20 protein-coding genes are annotated in these 20,248 nt (G+C 39.8%); 12 read left to right on the forward strand and 8 right to left on the reverse strand.

What is annotated here, in order from left to right; genetic code table 11:
• Positions 1-115: 115 nt before the first annotated feature.
• The 4 genes from JGE69_RS07715 to JGE69_RS07730 all read right to left on the reverse strand — a co-directional run bounded on the left by JGE69_RS07715 (position 116) and on the right by JGE69_RS07730 (position 3,510).
• Positions 116-1,120 (reverse strand): LLM class flavin-dependent oxidoreductase, encoded by a 1,005-nt coding sequence (locus JGE69_RS07715; protein WP_005068512.1) that lies wholly within the window; start codon positions 1,118-1,120, stop codon positions 116-118.
• 133 nt (positions 1,121-1,253) lie between these two features.
• The gene (locus tag JGE69_RS07720; protein ID WP_002119687.1) at positions 1,254-1,760 is read right to left on the reverse strand and encodes a hypothetical protein; all 507 of its coding nucleotides are present in this window, start codon (positions 1,758-1,760) and stop codon (positions 1,254-1,256) included.
• Positions 1,761-1,995: 235 nt separating this feature from the next.
• Positions 1,996-2,415 (reverse strand): glycine zipper domain-containing protein, encoded by a 420-nt coding sequence (locus tag JGE69_RS07725; protein ID WP_005068514.1) that lies wholly within the window; start codon positions 2,413-2,415, stop codon positions 1,996-1,998.
• A 192-nt stretch (positions 2,416-2,607) separates the two neighbouring features.
• Positions 2,608-3,510, reverse strand: a complete 903-nt coding sequence (locus JGE69_RS07730; protein ID WP_199112879.1) for a LysR family transcriptional regulator — start codon at positions 3,508-3,510, stop codon at positions 2,608-2,610.
• A 119-nt stretch (positions 3,511-3,629) separates the two neighbouring features.
• Between JGE69_RS07730 and JGE69_RS07735 the strand changes: the two genes are divergently transcribed.
• The 3 genes from JGE69_RS07735 to prmC all read left to right on the forward strand — a co-directional run bounded on the left by JGE69_RS07735 (position 3,630) and on the right by prmC (position 6,661).
• On the forward strand, positions 3,630-4,469 hold the full coding sequence (locus JGE69_RS07735) for a type 1 glutamine amidotransferase domain-containing protein (protein WP_033848029.1): 840 nt from the start codon (positions 3,630-3,632) through the stop codon (positions 4,467-4,469).
• 288 nt (positions 4,470-4,757) lie between these two features.
• Positions 4,758-5,846, forward strand: coding sequence for a peptide chain release factor 1 (gene prfA / locus JGE69_RS07740; RefSeq protein WP_002119588.1), 1,089 nt, complete (start codon positions 4,758-4,760; stop codon positions 5,844-5,846).
• Positions 5,846-6,661 (forward strand): peptide chain release factor N(5)-glutamine methyltransferase, encoded by an 816-nt coding sequence (gene prmC / locus JGE69_RS07745; RefSeq protein ID WP_199112878.1) that lies wholly within the window; start codon positions 5,846-5,848, stop codon positions 6,659-6,661. Before prfA ends, prmC begins: the two co-directional genes overlap by 1 nt.
• Before the next feature lie 2 nt (positions 6,662-6,663).
• On the opposite strand, the gene JGE69_RS07750 is transcribed toward prmC, so the two are convergent.
• From JGE69_RS07750 to JGE69_RS07760, 3 genes are all read right to left on the reverse strand, one after another.
• Positions 6,664-7,503, reverse strand: coding sequence for an ABC transporter permease (locus tag JGE69_RS07750; protein ID WP_199112877.1), 840 nt, complete (start codon positions 7,501-7,503; stop codon positions 6,664-6,666).
• A 3-nt stretch (positions 7,504-7,506) separates the two neighbouring features.
• Positions 7,507-8,481: an aliphatic sulfonate ABC transporter substrate-binding protein gene (locus tag JGE69_RS07755; RefSeq protein WP_199112876.1), complete on the reverse strand. Its 975-nt coding sequence runs from the start codon at positions 8,479-8,481 to the stop codon at positions 7,507-7,509.
• A 242-nt stretch (positions 8,482-8,723) separates the two neighbouring features.
• A complete protein-coding gene (locus tag JGE69_RS07760; protein WP_199112875.1) occupies positions 8,724-9,752 on the reverse strand; it encodes an AraC family transcriptional regulator in 1,029 nt (342 codons plus the stop codon).
• A 169-nt stretch (positions 9,753-9,921) separates the two neighbouring features.
• On the opposite strand from JGE69_RS07760, the gene JGE69_RS07765 reads away from it, so the two are divergent.
• Positions 9,922-10,692 (forward strand): 3-hydroxyacyl-CoA dehydrogenase, encoded by a 771-nt coding sequence (locus tag JGE69_RS07765; protein ID WP_199112873.1) that lies wholly within the window; start codon positions 9,922-9,924, stop codon positions 10,690-10,692.
• Between the two features lie 18 nt (positions 10,693-10,710).
• Positions 10,711-11,847, forward strand: coding sequence for an acyl-CoA dehydrogenase family protein (locus JGE69_RS07770; protein ID WP_199112871.1), 1,137 nt, complete (start codon positions 10,711-10,713; stop codon positions 11,845-11,847).
• Between the two features lie 89 nt (positions 11,848-11,936).
• Here JGE69_RS07770 and JGE69_RS07775 read toward each other — a convergent pair whose 3' ends face one another.
• Complete coding sequence (locus JGE69_RS07775) at positions 11,937-12,515, reverse strand: flavin reductase family protein (RefSeq protein ID WP_068930452.1); 579 nt, start codon at positions 12,513-12,515, stop codon at positions 11,937-11,939.
• Positions 12,516-12,688: 173 nt separating this feature from the next.
• Between JGE69_RS07775 and JGE69_RS07780 the strand changes: the two genes are divergently transcribed.
• The 7 genes from JGE69_RS07780 (at position 12,689) to kdpC (ending at position 20,247) form a co-directional block, all read left to right on the forward strand.
• The gene (locus tag JGE69_RS07780) at positions 12,689-13,465 is read left to right on the forward strand and encodes a HesA/MoeB/ThiF family protein (protein WP_032054155.1); all 777 of its coding nucleotides are present in this window, start codon (positions 12,689-12,691) and stop codon (positions 13,463-13,465) included.
• Between the two features lie 58 nt (positions 13,466-13,523).
• The gene (locus JGE69_RS07785) at positions 13,524-14,822 is read left to right on the forward strand and encodes an ABC1 kinase family protein (RefSeq protein WP_199112869.1); all 1,299 of its coding nucleotides are present in this window, start codon (positions 13,524-13,526) and stop codon (positions 14,820-14,822) included.
• A gap of 15 nt (positions 14,823-14,837) precedes the next feature.
• Positions 14,838-15,218 (forward strand): dihydroneopterin aldolase, encoded by a 381-nt coding sequence (folB, locus tag JGE69_RS07790; protein WP_000338783.1) that lies wholly within the window; start codon positions 14,838-14,840, stop codon positions 15,216-15,218.
• Positions 15,175-15,612, forward strand: a complete 438-nt coding sequence (locus tag JGE69_RS07795) for a 2-amino-4-hydroxy-6-hydroxymethyldihydropteridine diphosphokinase (RefSeq protein ID WP_000993399.1) — start codon at positions 15,175-15,177, stop codon at positions 15,610-15,612. Before folB ends, JGE69_RS07795 begins: the two co-directional genes overlap by 44 nt.
• Positions 15,613-15,870: 258 nt before the next feature.
• The gene (kdpA, locus tag JGE69_RS07800; RefSeq protein WP_199112867.1) at positions 15,871-17,580 is read left to right on the forward strand and encodes a potassium-transporting ATPase subunit KdpA; all 1,710 of its coding nucleotides are present in this window, start codon (positions 15,871-15,873) and stop codon (positions 17,578-17,580) included.
• Positions 17,581-17,588: 8 nt separating this feature from the next.
• Positions 17,589-19,628, forward strand: a complete 2,040-nt coding sequence (gene kdpB / locus JGE69_RS07805) for a potassium-transporting ATPase subunit KdpB (protein WP_199112865.1) — start codon at positions 17,589-17,591, stop codon at positions 19,626-19,628.
• Positions 19,629-19,641: 13 nt separating this feature from the next.
• Positions 19,642-20,247 (forward strand): potassium-transporting ATPase subunit KdpC, encoded by a 606-nt coding sequence (gene kdpC, locus JGE69_RS07810; protein ID WP_199112863.1) that lies wholly within the window; start codon positions 19,642-19,644, stop codon positions 20,245-20,247.
• Position 20,248 lies beyond the last annotated feature (1 nt).

A 20,248-nucleotide genomic window follows, 5' to 3' on the forward strand; every position in this document is an offset into this window, starting at 1 on the left:
ATGTTTTTATCGTTTTAATATAAATAACCAAGCAGGAAGTTGGGGTAAAGTCTTTTCAGATAGATGGTCATCCCATACTCAAAATCAATTCAAGTATGGGAGCTTAAAGTAGAGTTTAATGTTCTGTTTTTACATTCATGAGTTGTGTAAAGCTTTCTAAACGTTTAGCTGTATCGTATACATCGCATGTAAAAATAAATTCATCAACATCGTATGTCGCTAATAACTTTTGTAAGCCAGAGCGAACCGTATCTACAGAACCAATTTGCGCCATTGCATAGAAGTTTTCGACAGAAAGTTGTTCTGCTGTATTCCATAATCCCTGCATTGATTCAACAGGTGGTTTCAGCTTTAAGCTTTCTCCACGAATTAAACCTAATACGCGTTGGTAAGCACTTGTTGCTAGAAACTGTGCTTCCTCATCTGTATCTGCTACAACAACAGGTACACCCATTGAAACATATGGCTTATCTAGATACTCAGAAGGTTCAAAGTTCTCCCGATAAAGTTGAATCGCTTGACCTAACATACGTGGTGCAAAATGTGATGCAAATGAGTAGGGAAGTCCAAGTTTTGCGGCGAGTTGTGCACTAAATAGGCTAGATCCAAGTAACCAAACAGGAACATGGGTGCTTTGCCCTGGTGTTGCAATAATTTTTTGTCCTGCTTGAGGTACATCGAAATATTTTAAGATTTCGACAACATCTCGAGGAAACTGATCTTCTGTTTCTTGATGGCCACGACGTAAAGCTCGCATGGTGAGTTGATCTGTACCGGGAGCACGGCCTAAACCAAGTTCAATACGATTTGGATAGAGTGTAGCAAGCGTCCCGAACTGTTCTGCGACAACTAAAGGGGCATGGTTAGGAAGCATAATTCCGCCTGAACCTAAGCGAATATGCTGTGTATGTGCTGCAATAAAACCGAGTAAGACAGCGGTAGCTGAACTTGCGATACCATCCATGTTGTGATGTTCAGCAAGCCAGAAACGTTCATAACCTAGTTTTTCTGCATGTTGTGCCAATTCTAATGCGTGACGTAATGAGAATTCGATGGTTTTATCATTACGAATAGGAGCAAGTTCCAAAATAGAGAACTTGGTATCTTGAAGTGATCGCATGCGATATTCTCGAATAAGGGTATATCGAAATAATACGATATATAGGGTGCGATGTATATCGTTTTTTTTCGATATTAAATTTTATCTATTAATAAAAAAGCACCCGAAGGTGCTCTTTTGATTCATATATGAATTAGCGGTTTTTGTACCAACCACGGTGTAAGCCATTGTCATGGCGACGGCTACCACCTTTATAATAACGACGGTCACCATCGTAATATCTGCGGTCGTCACGATCGTAACGATCACGGTCATAACGGTCATCGTAGTTACGATCTTCAGCAACTTTACGACCTAATGCAGAACCACCAGCTGCACCTACTGCTGCACCGATGTATCCACCGTTAGTACCGCCCATATTTTTACCGACTGTATAACCAGCTCCACCACCTAAAGCACCACCAATTGCAGCTTCTGTACGATTACGACGATCACTTGCTGCAGCTGCACCACCAGCACCACCTAAAGCAGCACCGATTGTTGCACCTGAGGTACCACCAATACTTTTACCAATTGCAGTACCCACTACACTACCTAAAGCAGAGGTTGCAGCAACACGTGTACCATTGTCAGCATGTGCAACTGTTACCATAGAAGATGTTGCAATTAATGCACTAGCCAACCAAATATTCATTTTCATCGTAGAACTCCATGTCCTTTTTACTGGAAGGACAGTTATCTTTATCTTGGGGTAAATGTAATAAAAAATTTCGTGATAATTATGGAGAACCCCAAGGGTGATACAAGTGTTTTGTGTCTGTTTGTAGTGTTTGTATTAATTTGTGGATAAATCATGAGCATACGAAATATGAGTGTATAACTTCATCACAATAAAAAAGCACCCGAAGGTGCTTAAAATTGCTTCATCAGCTTAATTAGTGATGACGACGGTGTTTTTTCTTCCAGTGCTTAGAAGATCTGTCTGCATCACGGTCTTTAGAGATTTTATTACCCAAAGCAGAACCACCCGCAGCACCTAAAGCAGCGCCTACATAACCACCATTTGTACCGCCCATGCTTTTACCAACCGTATAACCAGCACCACCACCTAAAGCACCGCCAATCGCAGATTCAGTACGGTTACGACGATCGCTTGCAACAGCTGCACCACCAGCACCACCTAAAGCAGCACCAATTGTTGCGCCAGATGTACCGCCCATGCTTTTACCAATTGCAGTACCTGCTACGCTACCTAAAGCAGAAGCGGCTGCTACATGTGTTGTATTGTCAGCATGTGCCACAGTAACCATTGAAGTTGCGAGAACAGCGCTACATAACCAAGCATTTAATTTCATTTTTGACTCCGTGTCCCTAGTTGCAGGACCCTATATCTTTTGTTACGGCAAATGTAACAAAACACTTCTCCCCAAATATGGAGAACCATCTTTTGATTATTGCAGTTTAGTGTCTGGTTTGTATGTTTTCTATTAAAATAGAATATTTAATACTCATATAGATAAATTTAGCTTTATTTAGTTTTGACGGGGTTACTCACGATCAGAACATAGAAAATTTATTAAAGCTCTTGTCGCAGACGACATATGTTTATGCTGTGCGTACAGTAAAGAAAAGGGCCGTGTGTGACCTGCATAACCCTCAAGTAGGGGCTGCAATTTTCCTTGCCGGATCTTTTCATTAACAATAAAGCTATAACTCTGACATATTCCTAATCCACTTTCAGCAAGAGAAACTACTCCCAAAATATCTTCTTTTACTAAAATCCGATTTGATGGTATCCATTGAATTTCATTATCACCATTTTTAAAAAACCATGGAGTAACCTTACCCGTGCTCGGTAATTCAAAGGCAATACATTGGTGATTATTTAATTCTTGCAAGGTTTGAGGAACACCCATACGTTTTAAATATTCGGGTGAAGCAACAAGTTGAAGAGGGGCAAGCTCCAAAGGTCTGGCAATGAGAGTGCTATTAGGAAGCTGACCTTGACGAATAGCTAAATCAAATCCTTCCGCAATTAAATCGACATTTCGATTAGAAATACTGACTTCAATTTGAATATCTGGATATTGCAAAAGAAATTTTTGTAGTAATTCTGGAAGGCGATAGTGTCCGTAGGTGGTGGGTACACTTAATTTAATTTTGCCGGAAATTTGCAGTTGCTTACCTTGAATAGTACGCTCTGCATGGTCAATTAACTGAAATGCATGTTGCATCTTTTCATAATAAAGTTGACCAGCTTCAGTCAGGCTCAAATGACGAGTTGTTCTTCTAAAAAACTGAATGCCAAGTTTTTTCTCTAGCCGCGTAATTGTTCTACTAATGACTGAAGGAGTTGTTGCTAAATAAATTGCAGCTGCACTAATAGAAAGCTTCTCAGCGACAATTAAAAACACTTCAATATCGGCAAGATGGTCAAATTGACGTGACATTTAGTCCTCAAACGCAAAAAAGATTTGCAAAGGTAGTTGTTTATCTACCTGATTGGCAAAAATAGAATATATCCATCCAAAATATAAATCCAGCAAATGGTTGGAATGAAGGTCGAATGATGAAATCTCTAAATAAAATAATGCTTGCAGTAGTTGCCGTTTCAGCAGCATTCAGTGCAAATGCTGCTCATGTGTTGGTTGTATTGTCTGATGAGGCGCATTTAGAGCTAAAAAAAGGTCATATTTTTAAAACAGGCTTTTACTTAAATGAGTTGATGCAACCTACAAAAATGCTTTTAGATGCAGGTCATACAGTAACTTTCGCTACACCAAAAGGAAAAGCTCCAACCTTAGATGAATCATCAAATAATGCGATGTATTTTAACCAAGATGAAAAAGCATTAAAGCAATATGCAAATTTATTACATGATTTAAAATTAACATCTGCTCAAGATTCTCCAGTTGTGAGCCTATCTCGTATTGAGCAAATTGGTGCGGGTCAGTTTGATGCTATTTATATTCCAGGTGGGCATGCACCTATGCAAGATCTATTAAAAGATAAACAACTTGGAAAAGTACTTACAGCTTTCCATAAAGCTGGTAAACCTACTGCGTTGGTCTGTCACGGTCCTATTGCGTTGATGTCTACTTTACCTAATGCCTTGGAAGTAGTTGGTCAACTAGAACAAGGTAAAACAGTCAAAACTGGCGAATGGATTTATAAAAATTATCGAATGACGGTGATTAGTAATCAGGAAGAAGAGCAGGCTAAAGCTTTATTAAAAGGTGGAGAAATGAAGTTTTATCCACAAACGGCTTTACAGTCACTTGGCGGTAAGTATCAAAGTAATACCACTGCATGGACTCCAAATGTGGTGGTGGACCGTGAACTTATTACAGGACAAAATCCAGCGTCGGCTGTTTTGGTGGGCAAAACCTTATTAGAAAAATTAAAATAAGTAGGCTGGCAAGAGGTTTTTTAAACAAAGCCTCTATTGTCATATAGAGGGAAAATATAACTTATTATTTTCTACAGAACAGCCAAATTATAGGCAAGTAATAAATCTTATTCGAAATCATTATATTTATACGCCTCTACTTATTGGGAAAGTTGATGAATTGGCTGATTATATATGTCATTTAAGCAGCATAATCTGTAAACTATGCGCTATTTTTACGATTTTGCTTATCTTCTATACTTACATAGCGTTCGATAAGCTTTTTGGACTTTTGAGATATTTCCTCTTATGAAAGCGTCACTCCGTTTACGACTTGATCAACTCTGTGATCGACATGAAGAACTTACTGCATTGCTTGCAGATGCTGAAGTGATCTCCGATAACAAACGTTTCCGTAAATTGTCTCGTGAACATAGTGATTTATCTGAAATTACCGAAGTTTGGGGCAAATACCGTCAAGCAGAAGAAGACATTGAAACTGCTGAAATGATGAAGTCGGACCCAGACTTTAAAGATATGGCAGAAGAAGAAATTCAAGCCAATAAAACATTGCTTGAAGAATTAGAAAGCCAGCTCAACATTTTGATGATTCCAAAAGATCCGAATGATTCTAATGCGGCTTATTTAGAAATCCGTGCTGGAACAGGTGGTGATGAAGCTGCGATTTTCTCTGGTGATTTGTTCCGTATGTACAGCAAATATGCCGAGACACAAGGCTGGCGTATTGAAGTCCTTTCTGAAAATGAAGGCGAGCATGGTGGCTTTAAAGAAGTTATTTGCCGTGTAGATGGTGATGGTGTGTATGGTCGCTTGAAGTTTGAAAGTGGTGCTCACCGTGTACAACGTGTGCCAGCAACTGAATCACAAGGTCGTGTGCATACATCAGCTTGTACAGTTGCGATCTTGCCTGAAATTGATGTTGATACTAACGTTGAAATTAATCCTGCAGATTTACGTATTGATACTTACCGTGCATCAGGTGCGGGTGGTCAGCACATTAACAAAACCGATTCAGCGGTGCGTATTACTCACATTCCAACTGGTACAGTCGTTGAGTGCCAAGAAGAACGTTCACAGCATAAAAACAAAGCTAAGGCGATGGCATTGTTAGTATCGCGTTTAGAAAATGCTAAACGTGCGGCAGCAGATGCCGCGACTTCTGAAATGCGCCGTGATTTGGTCGGTTCTGGTGACCGTTCTGAACGTATCCGTACTTATAACTACCCACAAGGGCGTATGACGGACCATCGTATTAACCTAACTTTATATAAGTTAGATGCCATTATGGAAGGTGATTTGACTGAATTGCTCGATAGCTTACATCGTGAATATCAGGCAGATCAGCTTGCGATGCTTGCACAGGAAAATGGCGGCTAATGAATATTGCTCAAGCGCTTGCAATTCGTGGTGAGCCTGACAGTTATGAACGGCAAGAAAATGCTTGGTTACTTGAGCATTTTCTAAAAATCAATTCGCTTGAATTAAAGTTTAGACTTGAGCAAGAGTTAACTGCCCAACAAGAGCAAGATTACTTGGCTGGTCTTGAACGTATCCAAAATGGTGAGCCTTTAGCTTATGTGACGGGTTCACAACCATTTTGGACACTCGATTTAAAAGTAACATCTGATACTTTAGTACCACGTCCGGATACTGAGGTTCTAGTTGAAACCGTTTTAAATCTAAATTTGCCAAATACTGCAAATATTGTTGATTTGGGAACGGGAACAGGTGCAATTGCGCTTGCATTAGCAAGTGAACGTCCAGATTGGCAAGTCACGGCAACTGATATTTATGCGCCTACTTTAGAAGTCGCAAAAGAAAATGCACAAGTTCATAATTTGCAACGTGTGAAATTTGCCTGCGGCGCTTGGTTTGACGCACTTGAACCGCAAAAGTTTGATTTAATTGTTTCTAATCCGCCGTATATCGACCCTGACGATGAACACATGCAAGCTTTGGCTACAGAACCACGCCGTGCATTGGTTGCAGATCATCAGGGACTGGCTGATATTGAAATTATTATTGCTCAAGGCAAAAACTGGTTAAAACCGCAAGGCTGGATTGCACTAGAGCATGGTTATGATCAGGGACAAGCTGTTCGAGATATTTTCACAGAACATGGTTTTAGCCAAATTAAAACTATTCAAGACTATGGCCAAAATGATCGAGTCACTTTAGCATGCTGGATTTAAAATTACTTTTGTAGTGTATCTCGCCAACGTAATAACCAGTTTTCGATAAGTTTCATTAAGGTATCGGTTACTTTACCCAATAGCGCCAATAAAATAATTGCAATGATAACAATATCTGGTCGAGACGTTTCTCGGCCATCACTGAGTAAATAGCCAATCCCTTGAGTGGCCGCAATCAGTTCAGCTGCAATCATAAACATCCAAGACAAACTTAAGCTGTTACGTAAACCCGTTAAAATACCCGGAGAGGCTGCCGGTAAAATAATAGATATAATCCGCTGAAAAGCATTAAGCCGATAAACTTTTCCAACTTCAATGAGCTTTTTATCTACATTATGAATTGCTGCAACTGTATTGGTATAGGTTGGAAAAAATGCTCCGATTGCAATCAATGTAATTTTAGAACCTTCATCAATTCCTAACCAAAGTAATAACAGGGGAATCCAAGCAAGACTTGGAATTGATTTAATTGCTGAAAAAGTTGGTTCTAAATAAGCTTCTGCTTCTTTACTTAATCCAACCCAAATCGCAAAAATTAAACCTAAACCGCTTCCTATAATAAAGCCCAACAGAACACGCCATGTACTAATATAAATATGGGCAAACAGGTCGCTATGAGCTAAATCTAAAAAAGATTGCCATAAACTAGACGGTGCAGGGAGTAGATAAGCATCGATATAGCCATTTCTGACTAAAAACTCACAAGCCGTTAAAAAGATAAGTGGAATGAGTAGCGCTTTAAACCACCGTGTAAATTTGTGGTTTAGATGCTTTTTCTCAGATTTTAAAGCCTGCTGAGCTAAGAATTGATTTAGCTCAGCTTTGTTAAGTGAATCACTCATATACTATTTCACGACTTTTTGAGCAAAACGTGTGTCTAATAACTGATCGACCACTTGATTGACATTGGTGCCTTTTCTGACCAAGTCTTCTTCTGTCAAAATTTTCCCAGAACGTTTTAGTGCTTGTGCTTGAGTTGCTGATGGAATGCTTTGATCGAAGTTGGTTCGGCTCAGTTGTAGTTTAGCCACAGGTAGAGGAAGTTTTGATTCTTGAGCTAAAAGTGCTGCCACTTTATCTGGATTGGCTTTTGCCCATTTTCGGGCTTGTTCGTAGGCTTTAATAACGGCTTCTACCGCTTCAGGGCTTTGCTTTGCAAAATCTTCTTTAACGCTCAGTACGCTATAGCTATTAAATCCAACATTACGATAAAGCAATTTTGCACCCGATTGAATTTGAGCTGAAGCCATTAATGGATCAAGTCCAGCCCAAGCATCTACTTGGCCACGCTCTAATGCAGTTTTTCCATCTGGGTGTTGTAGATGAACCAGTTGTACATCACGTTTACTCAAACCGACTGTATCTAGTGCTTGTAGTGTAAATAAGAAAGGATCGGTTCCTTTGGTAGCTGCAATTTTTTTACCTTTTAAATCTTTTAGGCTTTTAATTGGTGAATTTTTTGCGACAACAAGCGCGGTCCATTCCGGTTGGCTTTGTACATAAACCGTTTTAATTGGACTACCATTCGCTCGACTTAATACAGCAGCTAATCCAGCGGTAGAAGCAAAATCGATGCTGTTACTGTTGAGATATTCTAATGAGCGGTTACTACCTTGACTAAAAACCCATTTAATTTGGGTATTTGGCAGTGCTTTTTCGAGAAGTTTTTGATCTTTAACGATTAAACTGGTTGGTGCATAGTAAGCATAATCAAGTTTAAGTGTAGTCGGAATTGCTGCAAAAGCAGATGAAGCAAATACAAACCCCAATGTTGATGCCAACAAAGTCTTTGGTAGAGAAAATTTTGATTTTAAAGACATGATAAAAATAAAACCGAAATGAAATAGGAGATCATCCTTTCACGTGTTTAGAGGCTTATGAACTTAGTTATTTTGATTTATAAATCAGTTTGAAAGATAAAAGTTTGAATAAAATGATAAATCACTGTTTTTATGACTATTATCAAATTTTAAATAATGCATTTATCTGAAATATTGAATTTAAAATACATAAATATCATAAGCTTAAACTCTAACGCCTTAAGCTTCATTCGATGTATATGTTATTGCTTGTGTCCAGTTAAATTATCTCGATATGCACCTGGGCTGACGCCAGTCCATTTTTTAAAAGCACGGTGAAAGGCACTTGGGTCATGGAAGCTTAAATCTTCACTAATATCTTGAATTGAGTCATTCGTTTTGCTTAAGCGTTCAACAGCAATATCACAGCGGATTTCATTTTTAATTTGTTGATAGCTTACACCTTCATGTTTCAGTCGACGTTGAACGGTGGCTTCTGAAATATTGAGTTGCTGAGCTACATCTTTGAGTTCGGGCCATTGTGCAGGGTGGAGTTTCAATAAATGGCGACGAATAAGTACACTTAAGGCATTTTCATTTTTAAAGCGAACTAAAAGATTTTGCGGAGTTTGCTCTAAAAAATCATAAAGCGCTTTTTTATCTTTCTTAATTTTAATATCTAAATAGTGGGCATCGAACTCAACTCGATTTATCTCAGCATTAAATTGAATATCTTCACCAAAACGAACGAAATAGTCCTGAATATCTTGAGGTTTAGGACAACGTACCATAATAGTATTTAAACCAATTCGCTGGTCTACCAACCAACACATAAGTCCGTGCACTAATATTAAAAAGGTTGCGTAGGTAAACATGCGTTTAGGCTGTTCACGATCATGAATCACTAAATAAGCTTTGTCTTGCTCTCGAATGAGTTCTCCATGCATGTCATCTAGAACAAAGTTAAAAAACTTCAAAATATCGTAGAGTGCTTTTTCTAAAGTTTCAGCCGTACTGACGAGTTTAGTCAGTAATTTATAGCTTCCACGACGCATGGGATGGCTATCCATCCCAAAAAACTCATCGTTCATGGCATTGGCAAGCTCTATCCACAATTGGGCATAGGTTGTAACAGGCACACGTGCCTTTGGCGACATCAGTAATTCAGCGGGGATGCCTGCTTTATTTAGAATTATTTGTGTATTTAGGCCTTTGGCATAAGCCGCACTCAGTGCTTCATGTACTAGTGCAATCGAAATTGTGCCTTTACTTAAAGAAGATTGGACAACCATGTCAAAGACTCATATTTTCTTCATATATTTCAAGTGAAATACTGCATATTTAAAATTTGGATTGATCAAAAGCTGCAAACATTTTGAGGCTTTTTGAAATTGTATCGGAAAACAACAACTTTTACTCTCACTACTAAGTTTAAAGAACATTTCTATAGGACATTACACAATGAAAATTCAAGGGAAACATTTCGTAATTACAGGTGGTGGGTCTGGTTTGGGTGCTGCAACAGCTGAGTATTTAGTCCAGCAAGGTGCTTCAGTCACATTAGTAGACATGAATACAGAAGCAGGCGAGCAACAAGCAAAACAGTTGGGGCCAAAAGCTGACTTTGTAAAACTTGATGTGACCGATGAAGCTGCTGCTGAACAGTTCTTTAAAGATGTGTTGACAAAACATGGTCATTTGCATGGTTTGGTGAACTGTGCCGGTATTGGCCCTTCTGCGAAAGTGGTTGGCCGTGAGGGCGTTCATGACTTGGGATTATTTGCAAAGACTTTAAATATTAATGTTACAGGTACATTTAACATGCTGCGTTTTGCAGCAGATGCAATGAGTAAAAATACGGTTGAAGCAAGTGAAGAAGACCGTGGCGTCATTGTTAACACTGCTTCTGTTGCCGCATTTGATGGTCAAATTGGTCAGGCTGCGTATTCAGCATCTAAAGGCGCTATTGTTGCGATGACATTGCCAATTGCTCGTGAGCTTGCGCGACATGCTATTCGTATTATGACCATTGCCCCAGGAATTATGGAAACCCCAATGCTTAAGGGTATGCCACAAAATGTACAAGATGCTTTGGGGCAAATGGTGCCGTATCCATCGCGTTTAGGAAAGCCAGAAGAATTTGCTCGTTTGGTGGCACATATTGCTGAAAACTCTTACTTAAATGGTGAAGTTATCCGTTTAGATGGTGCAATTCGCATGGCAGCAAAATAATAAAATAAGGATGTTGAAATGATTCTAAATGCTGAACAAAGCATGGTTCAGGAGATGATGCGTAACTATGCGCAAAATCAGTTAAAACCAACAGCCGCACATCGCGATAAAACCTATGAATTTCCTGCTCAGGAATTAAAAGATTTAGGTGCACTAGGTGCTATGGGGATGACCGTGCCCGATGAATGGGGTGGTGCGGGAATGGACTATGTATCTTTGGTACTCGCAATTGAGGAAATTGCCGCAGGCGATGGTGCTATTTCGACTATCGTCAGTGTACAAAATTCCTTGATTTGCGGTATTACACTGGCATACGGTTCAGAGCAGCAAAAACAAACATATTTACCAAAATTTGCCTCTGGCGAATGGCTAGGATGCTTTTGTTTAACTGAACCACATGTCGGTTCAGATGCAAGCGCGATTTTATGTAAAGCTGAACGCGATGGCGACCATTGGGTGCTCAATGGCGTCAAACAATTTATCACTAGTGGTAAAAATGCCCAAGTGGCTTTGGTGTTTGCGGTCACAGATAAACAAGCTGGTAAAAAAGGGATTTCGTGCTTTCTTGTACCTACCAATACACAAGGTTACTTGGTCACTCGTATTGAAGATAAAATGGGCCAACATGCTTCAGATACAGCCACTATTACTTTTGAGGACTGCCGAATTCCTTTAGAAAATTTGGTGGGGCAAGAGGGTGAAGGTTATAAAATTGCATTATCTAATTTGGCAGCTGGACGTATTGGTATTGCAGCTCAATCGGTAGGTATGGCAAGAGCGGCTTTTGATGCAGCGGTGCAATATGCAAATGAGCGTAAAGCCTTTGGAGTCGAATTAGTTCAGCATCAGGCGGTTGGTTTCCGTTTAGCCGATATGGCGACCCAGATCGAAGCTGCGCATCAGTTGGTTTTGCATGCTGCAACTTTAAAAGATGCTGGGCTGCCTTGTTTAAAAGAAGCCTCAATGGCAAAGCTATTTGCGTCTACTATGGCTGAGCGAGTATGTTCGGATGCAATCCAGATTCATGGTGGTTATGGCTACGTGAGTGATTTCCCTGTAGAGAGAATTTATCGTGATGTTCGTGTAAGCCAGATTTATGAAGGTGCTTCTGATATTCAACGCTTGGTGATTGCTCGTGAAGTGGCTCAAGTTTAAGTATTAGATTTTAAAAAATGTCGTTGACTGCAAAAAACCGCAATTGTTATGCGGTTTTTTGCAATTAAATGAAACTCACTTTTTAATGATTAAATTTGAGCTTTGACTTCTTCACCAATCAAATAAAAAGTTCCACCTGCAATATAGTGCAGGCTGCGAAGTTCTTTTGGTGCATCTTGAAAATGCCAGTGCCCATCTCTAAAAACGCGGCTATCTGCCCATGCACCTACAACAGAACCAATAAATAAATCATGAGCTGACTGATTATGGGGTTCTGGAATAAGTTTACACACAAGCCATGCAATGCAACCTGATACAAGCGGGCTATGAAGACCTTCTTGATAAAATAGTTCAACACCACAATGCTCAAGTTTTTCTGGATCATCTAGCTTACTAATGGTTCCAAGTTGATGAGTCAGATCGAGCTGTGCATAGCAGGGAACTTGTAGTGTGAAATAGCCACTTTGCTCAACCAGCTGTCGTGTTTTAGTGCTTTTGTCGAGAACAACGGAGACTTTGGCTGGCTTGAATTCTAATGCACATGCCCAAGCAGCAGCCATTACATTGCGGTCGTCACCATGTTGCGCAGAAACAAGCACAGTTGGGCCATGATTTAATAAACGATAAGCTTTTTCTAACTCTACAGGTGCAATATATGATTGGGTCATATTTAGCCTAAGTAATAAAGAAAATAGATATTTCTATTGTTGCAGAAAGCTTGATAGATGCAATGTTGGCAAATAAGCTTTATTAGAATAAAAAAGTTGTTTCTATTTTATAGCTTTCATAATAACGAACTTAGTCATAAAATCATTTCGCTTCTAAGTGAAAGGATTAACGCGTGACCGAGCTTCAAGATATCGATTTTGTAGAGTTAAGTGATGAAGAAATGCATCTCTATAGCCGTCAGATTTTACTTGATGGATGGGATATTGAAGCTCAGGAAAAACTCAAACTTGCTAATGTACTGATTGTCGGTGCTGGCGGAATAGGATGTAGTAGTGCAGAGCTACTAGCGCGAGCAGGGGTTGGGAAAATTACACTGATTGATGCGGATACGATCGAGATAAGTAACTTACAACGTCAGATCGCATTTGGTCATGAAGATGTTGGTCGCTATAAAGCAGAAATTCTAGCTAAACGGTTACAGAAAATTAACCCTTATATCTGTGTTGAATACTATAACGAACGTTTAGACGAACATAACATTGATAGACTGGTTGAACACCAAGATGTGGTTTTAGATGGCTGTGATAATTTTACAACTCGCTATTTGGTAAACGCAGCTTGTAAGAAACATCAAGTCGCATTAATTAGCGCTTCAGCAATTGGTTTTCAGGCGCAAATGTTCATGGTTGAAGGAGATTCAGCTTGTTATGAATGTCTTTTTCCGAAAGAACAACATAGTAATGAAGGGCTGCGCTGTGCAGAGTCAGGGGTACTTGCAACTACTCCTGTAATGATAGCGTCATTACAAGCACATCACACTTTGCTATATTTAGGTTTAAATCGTACACCTTTAAAGCAGAAACTATTATTGTGGGATGGTTTAAATATGACACAACGTATTGTTAGTTTTGATAAAGATGTAAATTGCCCACTTTGTCAGGCAAGCTAATCAGTAAATTAAACAAAATTTGCTACACTCAACCTGAATGATTTGGTTTTGAAGAAATATGAAAAAAAATATTTTGTTTGATGGGCTACGTTCAGTCGCCCGCATTGGTGAAACAGCAGTGGTTGCGGCCAAAGCTGGAATTAAATACGCAACTGAAAAACCAAGTAATGCCAAACTCATGCGAGAGACTTTTGAGTCACTTGGTTCAACTTATATTAAGCTTGGTCAGTTTATTGCGAGTACGCCATCGCTTTTCCCACGTGAATATGTAGAAGAATTTCAAGGTTGTTTAGACCAAACACCAACACTACCATTTAGTTATATTCAAGGTGTGCTTGCATCTGAATTTGAAGGGCGCGATTTAAGCCAGATTTTTAGCTATATCGATGAAAAGCCATTAGCTTCTGCATCAATTGCTCAGGTTCACGCAGCTAAACTTACGACAGGTGAAGATGTTGTTATTAAAGTACAAAAGCCTGGTGTTGAAACCATTTTATATACAGACTTAAGTGTAGTGCATTGGGCTGCCAAGTTGCTTGAACGTGCAGTACCAAAAATCAAATTCGCAGCTCTTTCTGAAATTGTAGATGAAATTAAAAGCCGTATGGTCCGTGAAGTCGATTTCATTGAAGAAGCACAAAACCTAGATGATTTTGTGGAATATCTTAATATTTCACAAAATAAAGCAGCGACAGCACCTAAAGTTTATCATCAGTTTTCTACACGCCGTGTCTTAACTATGCAGCGTTTATACGGTGTGTCTTTGACAGACTTTAGTGTTGTAAAACAATATGCTAAAGATCCATCGCAAGTACTGATTACTGCCATGAATACATGGTTTGGTAGTCTCATGCTATGTAAAAGTTTCCATGCTGACTTACATGCTGGGAACTTAATGTTGCTTGAAGATGGGCGTATTGGTTTTATCGATTTTGGTATCGTGGGTCAGTTAAAACCTGAAGTTTGGACAGCATGTATTGAGTTTATGGATGCCTTACAAAAAACTGATTATCAGGCAATGGCTGAAAATATGCTGAAAATGGGTATGACCCATAACAAAATTGACGTTCAGGTGTTGGCTCAAGATCTAGAGCGTTTGTTTAATGGCGTATTAATGGCCGATCCGCAACAGATATTGTCTTCAAATCCAGCCGATTTAAATGACATTATGATGGATATGGTAGGGGTTGGTGAGCGCCACGGTATTAAATTCCCACGTGATTTTGCCTTATTATTTAAGCAAATGCTTTATTTCGATCGTTTTATGCGCGTACTCGCACCATATACTGATATTTATGCAGACCAGCGTTTGAAAATGGTTCAAAATATGGAACCTGCTTCGTTATTAAAGCACTAAGGTCAGTTTAAATTTATGGATGCCATTATTATTGAAGGCTTGAAAGTTGAGACAGTGATTGGCTGTTTCAACTGGGAAAGACAAATCATTCAACCTTTAATGTTGGATTTAACCATCCATAATGATTTGAGCCGCGCAGCAGAGTCTGACAAGCTTGAGGACACTCTCAACTATGCGCAGATTTGTGAGTTATCGGCTCAAACCATTCAACAAGCCAAACCTGAATTAATCGAGCATGCAGCACATCTGGTTTTACAATGTTTGTTTGAAACCTTTCCATCAATTGAAAAAATTACCATAACCATCCGTAAGCCAGCCATCATTGCAGAAGCAAATGCTGTAGGAATTCGTCTTGAACGCACCAGAAACAATTTTTGCGCTCGCCCTAGCGAGTAATTTAGACGCAGATCAGCACTTTACTTTTGCTTATACGCAATTGGCAACATTGGGGAAAGTGCAGTTTTCATCTGTTTATCAAATTCCATGCCGAGATGGTATTGGCGATGATTATTGGAATTCGGCATGTCTATTAAAAAGCAATTTATCGTGTGAACAAATTGAATCTTTTCTAAAGAAACTTGAGTCAGATTCGGGGCGTGTTCGTCCGTCGCATCATATTTCTTTAGATGTAGATTTGATTGCATGGGGAAGTGATCTGGACCATATGCAATTTAATTCTAAAAAGCTACCTTTGGCACTCGATGTAAAAATTCCTTTATATGAACTTTGGCATTGTGAAACCTTAAAGGCTGATAGCATGATTTATCCAGTCGTTAATTTTAAAGTTTAATACCCTTCAAACTAAATTTTACGCAAACTTTACGCGGGCTTTGACTTCCTCAATAGAGAATTTACGGGCATTTTATCGATACTGAAATTCACTAAATTAGTGTTATTTCAGGACAATAAAGATGCTTATAAATTCTCAAATGCGCATCTTGCATCAGTCTGGCATTGTCTTATGCGGACTTAAAACAAATGATATTTCTCCATCTCTCCTTATTTCCAGTTTGGCAAATCAAGCCAAGGGGTATAGAGGAGAATAGCCATGTTAGAACTTATACTTGTTTTATTTATTGCTATTTTTCTAGCATGGTGCCTCAGTAAATATCTATCCAAAGTGATGGCAAATCAGCCGATGTGGGGTGATGGATTATTTCGTTGGATTGAAAATCCTGTATACCGCTTATTAGGTGTATCTCCACAACAACAAATGAACTGGAAACAATATTCTCTAGCATTTGTTGTTAGCTGTGTTGTTCTAGCTGTGGCCGTTTTTGCTATTTTTATGACGCAAGCATGGCTACCATTAAACCCGAACCATGCACCAAATATGAGTTGGGATTTAGCGCTACACACTGTTATTTCATTTTTAACAAACACCAACCAACAGCATTATTCTGGTCAGGCTCAGTTATCTTATTTGTCGCAAATGACAGGTATTGTAGGTTTGCAAGTCATTACTCCAATGATGGGGCTGGCTTTGGTTGTTGCGACATTAAGAGCTTTCTTTTATCAGCGTCCAAGCCATATTGCGGCTGATGTTGCCGAGCAGCCAGATCAAATTTTAATTGGTAACTATTGGGCAGATGTAATTCGTCCTACAGTCCGCTTTTTGCTTCCAGTCTGTTTTGTCTGGTCATTGTTGCTTAACAGCCAAGGTGTGCCTGCAACTTTCCAAGGTGGGCCAGAAGTACAGCTTATTGATAAAGCCAATAGTGTTGAAACTCAAAAAATTCCTTTAGGACCAGTTGCGCCAATGGTGGCGATTAAGCAATTAGGTAGTAACGGTGGTGGTTGGTACGGTCCAAATAGTTCTGTGCCTTTAGAAAATCCAACACCATTTTCTAATTTACTAGAAATGATTGCGATCTTACTTATTCCAATCACAGTCATTTTTATGGTCGGGCATTTTACTCAGCGTAAAAAGTTTGCTTACTTTGTCTTTGGCAGCATGCTTTTCATGTCAATTATTTCAGGTGCAGCGGCTGTCTGGTCTGAGAGTATGTCATCGACAGCATCTCAATTTGCCGTAATGGAAGGTAAAGAACAACGATTTGGACCAGCAGCATCAGCAGTTTGGGCAGCGCTTACTACACAGGTAAATAACGGCTCGGTCAATATGATGCATGATTCTTCTGCACCGCTTACCGGTTTAGTCGAACTCATTAACATGCTGATTAATGCCATTTGGGGTGGTGTGGGCTGTGGTCTGCAACAGTTTATGATTTATCTGTTACTCGCAGTATTTATTGCAGGTTTAATGACAGGTCGTACCCCTGAATTGTTTGGGCGCAAGATTGAAGCGGCAGAAATTAAGTTGCTCGCGATTATTATCTTGATTCAACCTTTAGTCATTCTTGCATTTACCGCATTAAGCCTCAGCGTTCCAGGCATATCTGGAATTAGTAATCCGGGACCACATGGTATTAGCCAAGTGTTCTATGAATATGTCTCTGCATTTGCCAACAATGGTTCAGGTTTTGAAGGTCTTGGAGACAACACTGTATGGTGGAATGTCACTTGTAGTATTGCTCTTCTTTTAGGACGTTTTCCAACCTTAATTTTGCCATTAATGATTGCAACACATTTAGCAGCAAAAAGAAAAGCACCCGAAACAGCAGGTAGTCTTCAGGTTGAAACTCCAACCTTTGCTTTAACGCTGATTACGATTGTTGTGTTGCTTACCTTATTACAATTTATGCCAGTTCTTGTCCTTGGGCCTATTGCCGATCAACTTTTGTTGGTTAAAGGCTAAGGAGGCGAGTGAAAATGAATACACAAACTCATGTAAATAGCCATAAACAAACCATGGCAGTGCCAAATTTTGAAGTTTGGAAAAATGCATTTGTGAAACTGCTACCGCAGCATGCAATTAAAAACCCTGTGATGGCAATTGTATGGCTTGGAACAGTGGTTGCTGCAATTAGTACAGTCTTGGGTTACACCACGCTGTTATTTGGTTTCGCAGTTACAGCAATTCTGTTTATTACCATTTTATTTGCTAACTATGCTGAAGCAGTTGCAGAGGCCAGAGGTCGTGGACAGGCATCTTCATTACGTGCAGCAAGAGAAAATTTAACAGCTCGAAGACTCAACTCTTTGACAGACCGTCAAGCGACTCAAGTTGCAGCGACTGAACTTCATTTAAATGATTTTATTGAAGTACATGCAGGTGAGCTTGTTCCAGCCGACGGTGAGATTGTAGAAGGCTTTGCCACTATTAATGAATCAGCTGTTACAGGTGAGTCAGCGCCTGTGTTACGTGAAGCTGGAACAGACCGTTCAGGTGTTATTGGAGGAACCAAAGTTCTGACAGATCGTATTGTTGTGCAAGTGACTGCTGAATCTGGTCAAAGTTTCTTAGACCGTATGATTGCTTTGGTCGAAGGCTCAAATCGCCAGAAAACTCCGAATGAGATTGCGCTTGGCTTCTTGTTAATGGTAATGACAATCACGTTTTTAATTGTCGTGATTAGCTTGCCATTTATTGCCAAGTATTTGCATATTGAACTTGATCCAGTTGTGCTCGTGGCGTTATTGGTCTGCTTGATTCCTACAACCATTGGTGGCTTGTTACCTGCGATTGGTATTGCGGGGATGAATCGTGCACTCAAAGCCAATGTTTTGGCAAAATCAGGTAAAGCGGTAGAAGTTGCGGGCGACATTGATGTGCTTTTACTCGATAAAACAGGAACCATTACTTATGGTGACCGTCAAGCGACTTCATTTTATCCCTTAACTTCGGTAACCGAGTCAGAGTTGAGAGCTGCTGCTTGGGTAAGTTCACTTGCCGACCCAACACCAGAAGGGAAATCAATTGTTAAGTTAGCAAAAGAGCAAGGTCTAAAACAGCAAGAACCTGAGCAAGCTGAATTTATCTCTTTTAGTGCTTCGACTCGAATTTCCGGTGTGAATTTACCTAATGGTGACCAAATTCGTAAAGGTGCTTTAGATGCGATCTTGAAGTTTGTAGATGAAGATTATTCTCAAGATTTAGAATTAAAAGCGCGTGTTGAACAAGTCGCCAAAAAAGGAGCAACACCTTTAGTCGTCGCTAATCAACATCATGTGTTGGGTGTGATTGAACTCTCAGATGTGATTAAACATGGCATTAAAGAACGTTTTGCTCGTTTAAGAGAAATGGGCATCAAAACCGTTATGGTTACAGGTGATAACCCATTAACTGCGGCTGCGATTGCTGCTGAAGCTGGTGTAGATGACTATATTGCCGAAGCAAAACCAGAAGACAAATTGGCTTGTATTCGCACCGAACAACAACAAGGTCGTTTAGTTGCGATGGTCGGTGACGGAACCAATGACGCGCCGGCATTAGCACAAGCTGATATTGGTCTAGCCATGAACTCGGGTACACAAGCCGCGAAAGAAGCGGGCAACATGGTTGATTTAGACTCTGACCCAACCAAACTTCTTGCTGTGGTTGAGATTGGGAAACAGCAGCTGATTACCCGTGGTGCTTTAACAACATTTTCGTTAGCAAACGACGTGTCTAAATACTTTGCCATTTTGCCTGCATTGTTCGCTGCTGCGATTCCACAAATGCAAGTATTGAATGTAATGCACTTGGCAAGTCCAAACAGCGCGATTTTATCTGCATTAATTTTTAACGCGATTATTATTCCGCTATTAATTCCAATCGCACTCCGAGGCGTCAAATTTAAACCTTCAACGGCAACTCAGTTATTACGTCGAAATATGTTGATTTATGGTGTGGGCGGTGTGGTTCTGCCATTCCTTGCCATTAAAGCAATTGATGTAGTGATTGTTCAATTATTTGGTTTGTAATCTGGAGTTTGAAATGAAAACTTATGTACAAAATTCAGAAGCAAATTTGGGTCAGACCTTAAGAGCATCTTTGGGATTATTAATTTTTACCTTAGTTGGCTGTGGCGCTGCTTATAGTGCTATCGCTACAGGTGCTGGGCAGGTGTTATTTAATAATCAAGCGAATGGTAGTTTGGTTGAAATAGACCATAAAGTTCTAGGGTCAAAATTAGTCGCTCAGCCATTTGTTGGAGAGGCTTATTTTCATCCGCGACCTTCAGCAGTCGCTTATGACCCGATGGCGATGGCAGGTACAAACTTAGCGCGTACTAATCCTGAACTACAGCAACAAATTGATGCTCAGATTCTTGCGGTGAAAAAACAAGATCACACGGGCAATACACCTATACCAAGTGATTTGGTGACTAAATCTGGTAGTGGTATTGATCCGCATATTAGTCCTGAATCTGCTCAGTTACAGGTTGCTCGAGTGGCTCAAGCTCGTCATTTAGACCCTAAGATTGTGGAAGAGCTTTTGCAAAAGCATATTGAACCGATGCAGTTTGGTGTATTAGGGCAAGCTCGTGTTAATGTATTACAGCTCAATATTGCTTTAGATCAATTACAATCTACACATTAAC

The organism is Acinetobacter sp. C13, from assembly GCF_016809775.1.
Lineage (GTDB): Bacteria > Pseudomonadota > Gammaproteobacteria > Pseudomonadales > Moraxellaceae > Acinetobacter > Acinetobacter pittii.

Excerpts from the sequence above, each read along its gene's own strand:
- JGE69_RS07715 (WP_005068512.1), bottom strand. The coding sequence starts at position 1,120 with ATGCGATCACTTCAAGATACCAAGTTCTCTATTTTGGAACTTGCTCCT.
- JGE69_RS07720 (WP_002119687.1), bottom strand. The coding sequence starts at position 1,760 with ATGAAAATGAATATTTGGTTGGCTAGTGCATTAATTGCAACATCTTCT.
- JGE69_RS07725 (WP_005068514.1), bottom strand. The coding sequence starts at position 2,415 with ATGAAATTAAATGCTTGGTTATGTAGCGCTGTTCTCGCAACTTCAATG.
- JGE69_RS07730 (WP_199112879.1), bottom strand. The coding sequence starts at position 3,510 with ATGTCACGTCAATTTGACCATCTTGCCGATATTGAAGTGTTTTTAATT.
- JGE69_RS07735 (WP_033848029.1), top strand. The coding sequence starts at position 3,630 with ATGAAATCTCTAAATAAAATAATGCTTGCAGTAGTTGCCGTTTCAGCA.
- prfA (WP_002119588.1), top strand. The coding sequence starts at position 4,758 with ATGAAAGCGTCACTCCGTTTACGACTTGATCAACTCTGTGATCGACAT.
- prmC (WP_199112878.1), top strand. The coding sequence starts at position 5,846 with ATGAATATTGCTCAAGCGCTTGCAATTCGTGGTGAGCCTGACAGTTAT.
- JGE69_RS07750 (WP_199112877.1), bottom strand. The coding sequence starts at position 7,503 with ATGAGTGATTCACTTAACAAAGCTGAGCTAAATCAATTCTTAGCTCAG.
- JGE69_RS07755 (WP_199112876.1), bottom strand. The coding sequence starts at position 8,481 with ATGTCTTTAAAATCAAAATTTTCTCTACCAAAGACTTTGTTGGCATCA.
- JGE69_RS07760 (WP_199112875.1), bottom strand. The coding sequence starts at position 9,752 with ATGGTTGTCCAATCTTCTTTAAGTAAAGGCACAATTTCGATTGCACTA.
- JGE69_RS07765 (WP_199112873.1), top strand. The coding sequence starts at position 9,922 with ATGAAAATTCAAGGGAAACATTTCGTAATTACAGGTGGTGGGTCTGGT.
- JGE69_RS07770 (WP_199112871.1), top strand. The coding sequence starts at position 10,711 with ATGATTCTAAATGCTGAACAAAGCATGGTTCAGGAGATGATGCGTAAC.
- JGE69_RS07775 (WP_068930452.1), bottom strand. The coding sequence starts at position 12,515 with ATGACCCAATCATATATTGCACCTGTAGAGTTAGAAAAAGCTTATCGT.
- JGE69_RS07785 (WP_199112869.1), top strand. The coding sequence starts at position 13,524 with ATGAAAAAAAATATTTTGTTTGATGGGCTACGTTCAGTCGCCCGCATT.
- folB (WP_000338783.1), top strand. The coding sequence starts at position 14,838 with ATGGATGCCATTATTATTGAAGGCTTGAAAGTTGAGACAGTGATTGGC.
- kdpA (WP_199112867.1), top strand. The coding sequence starts at position 15,871 with ATGTTAGAACTTATACTTGTTTTATTTATTGCTATTTTTCTAGCATGG.
- kdpC (WP_199112863.1), top strand. The coding sequence starts at position 19,642 with ATGAAAACTTATGTACAAAATTCAGAAGCAAATTTGGGTCAGACCTTA.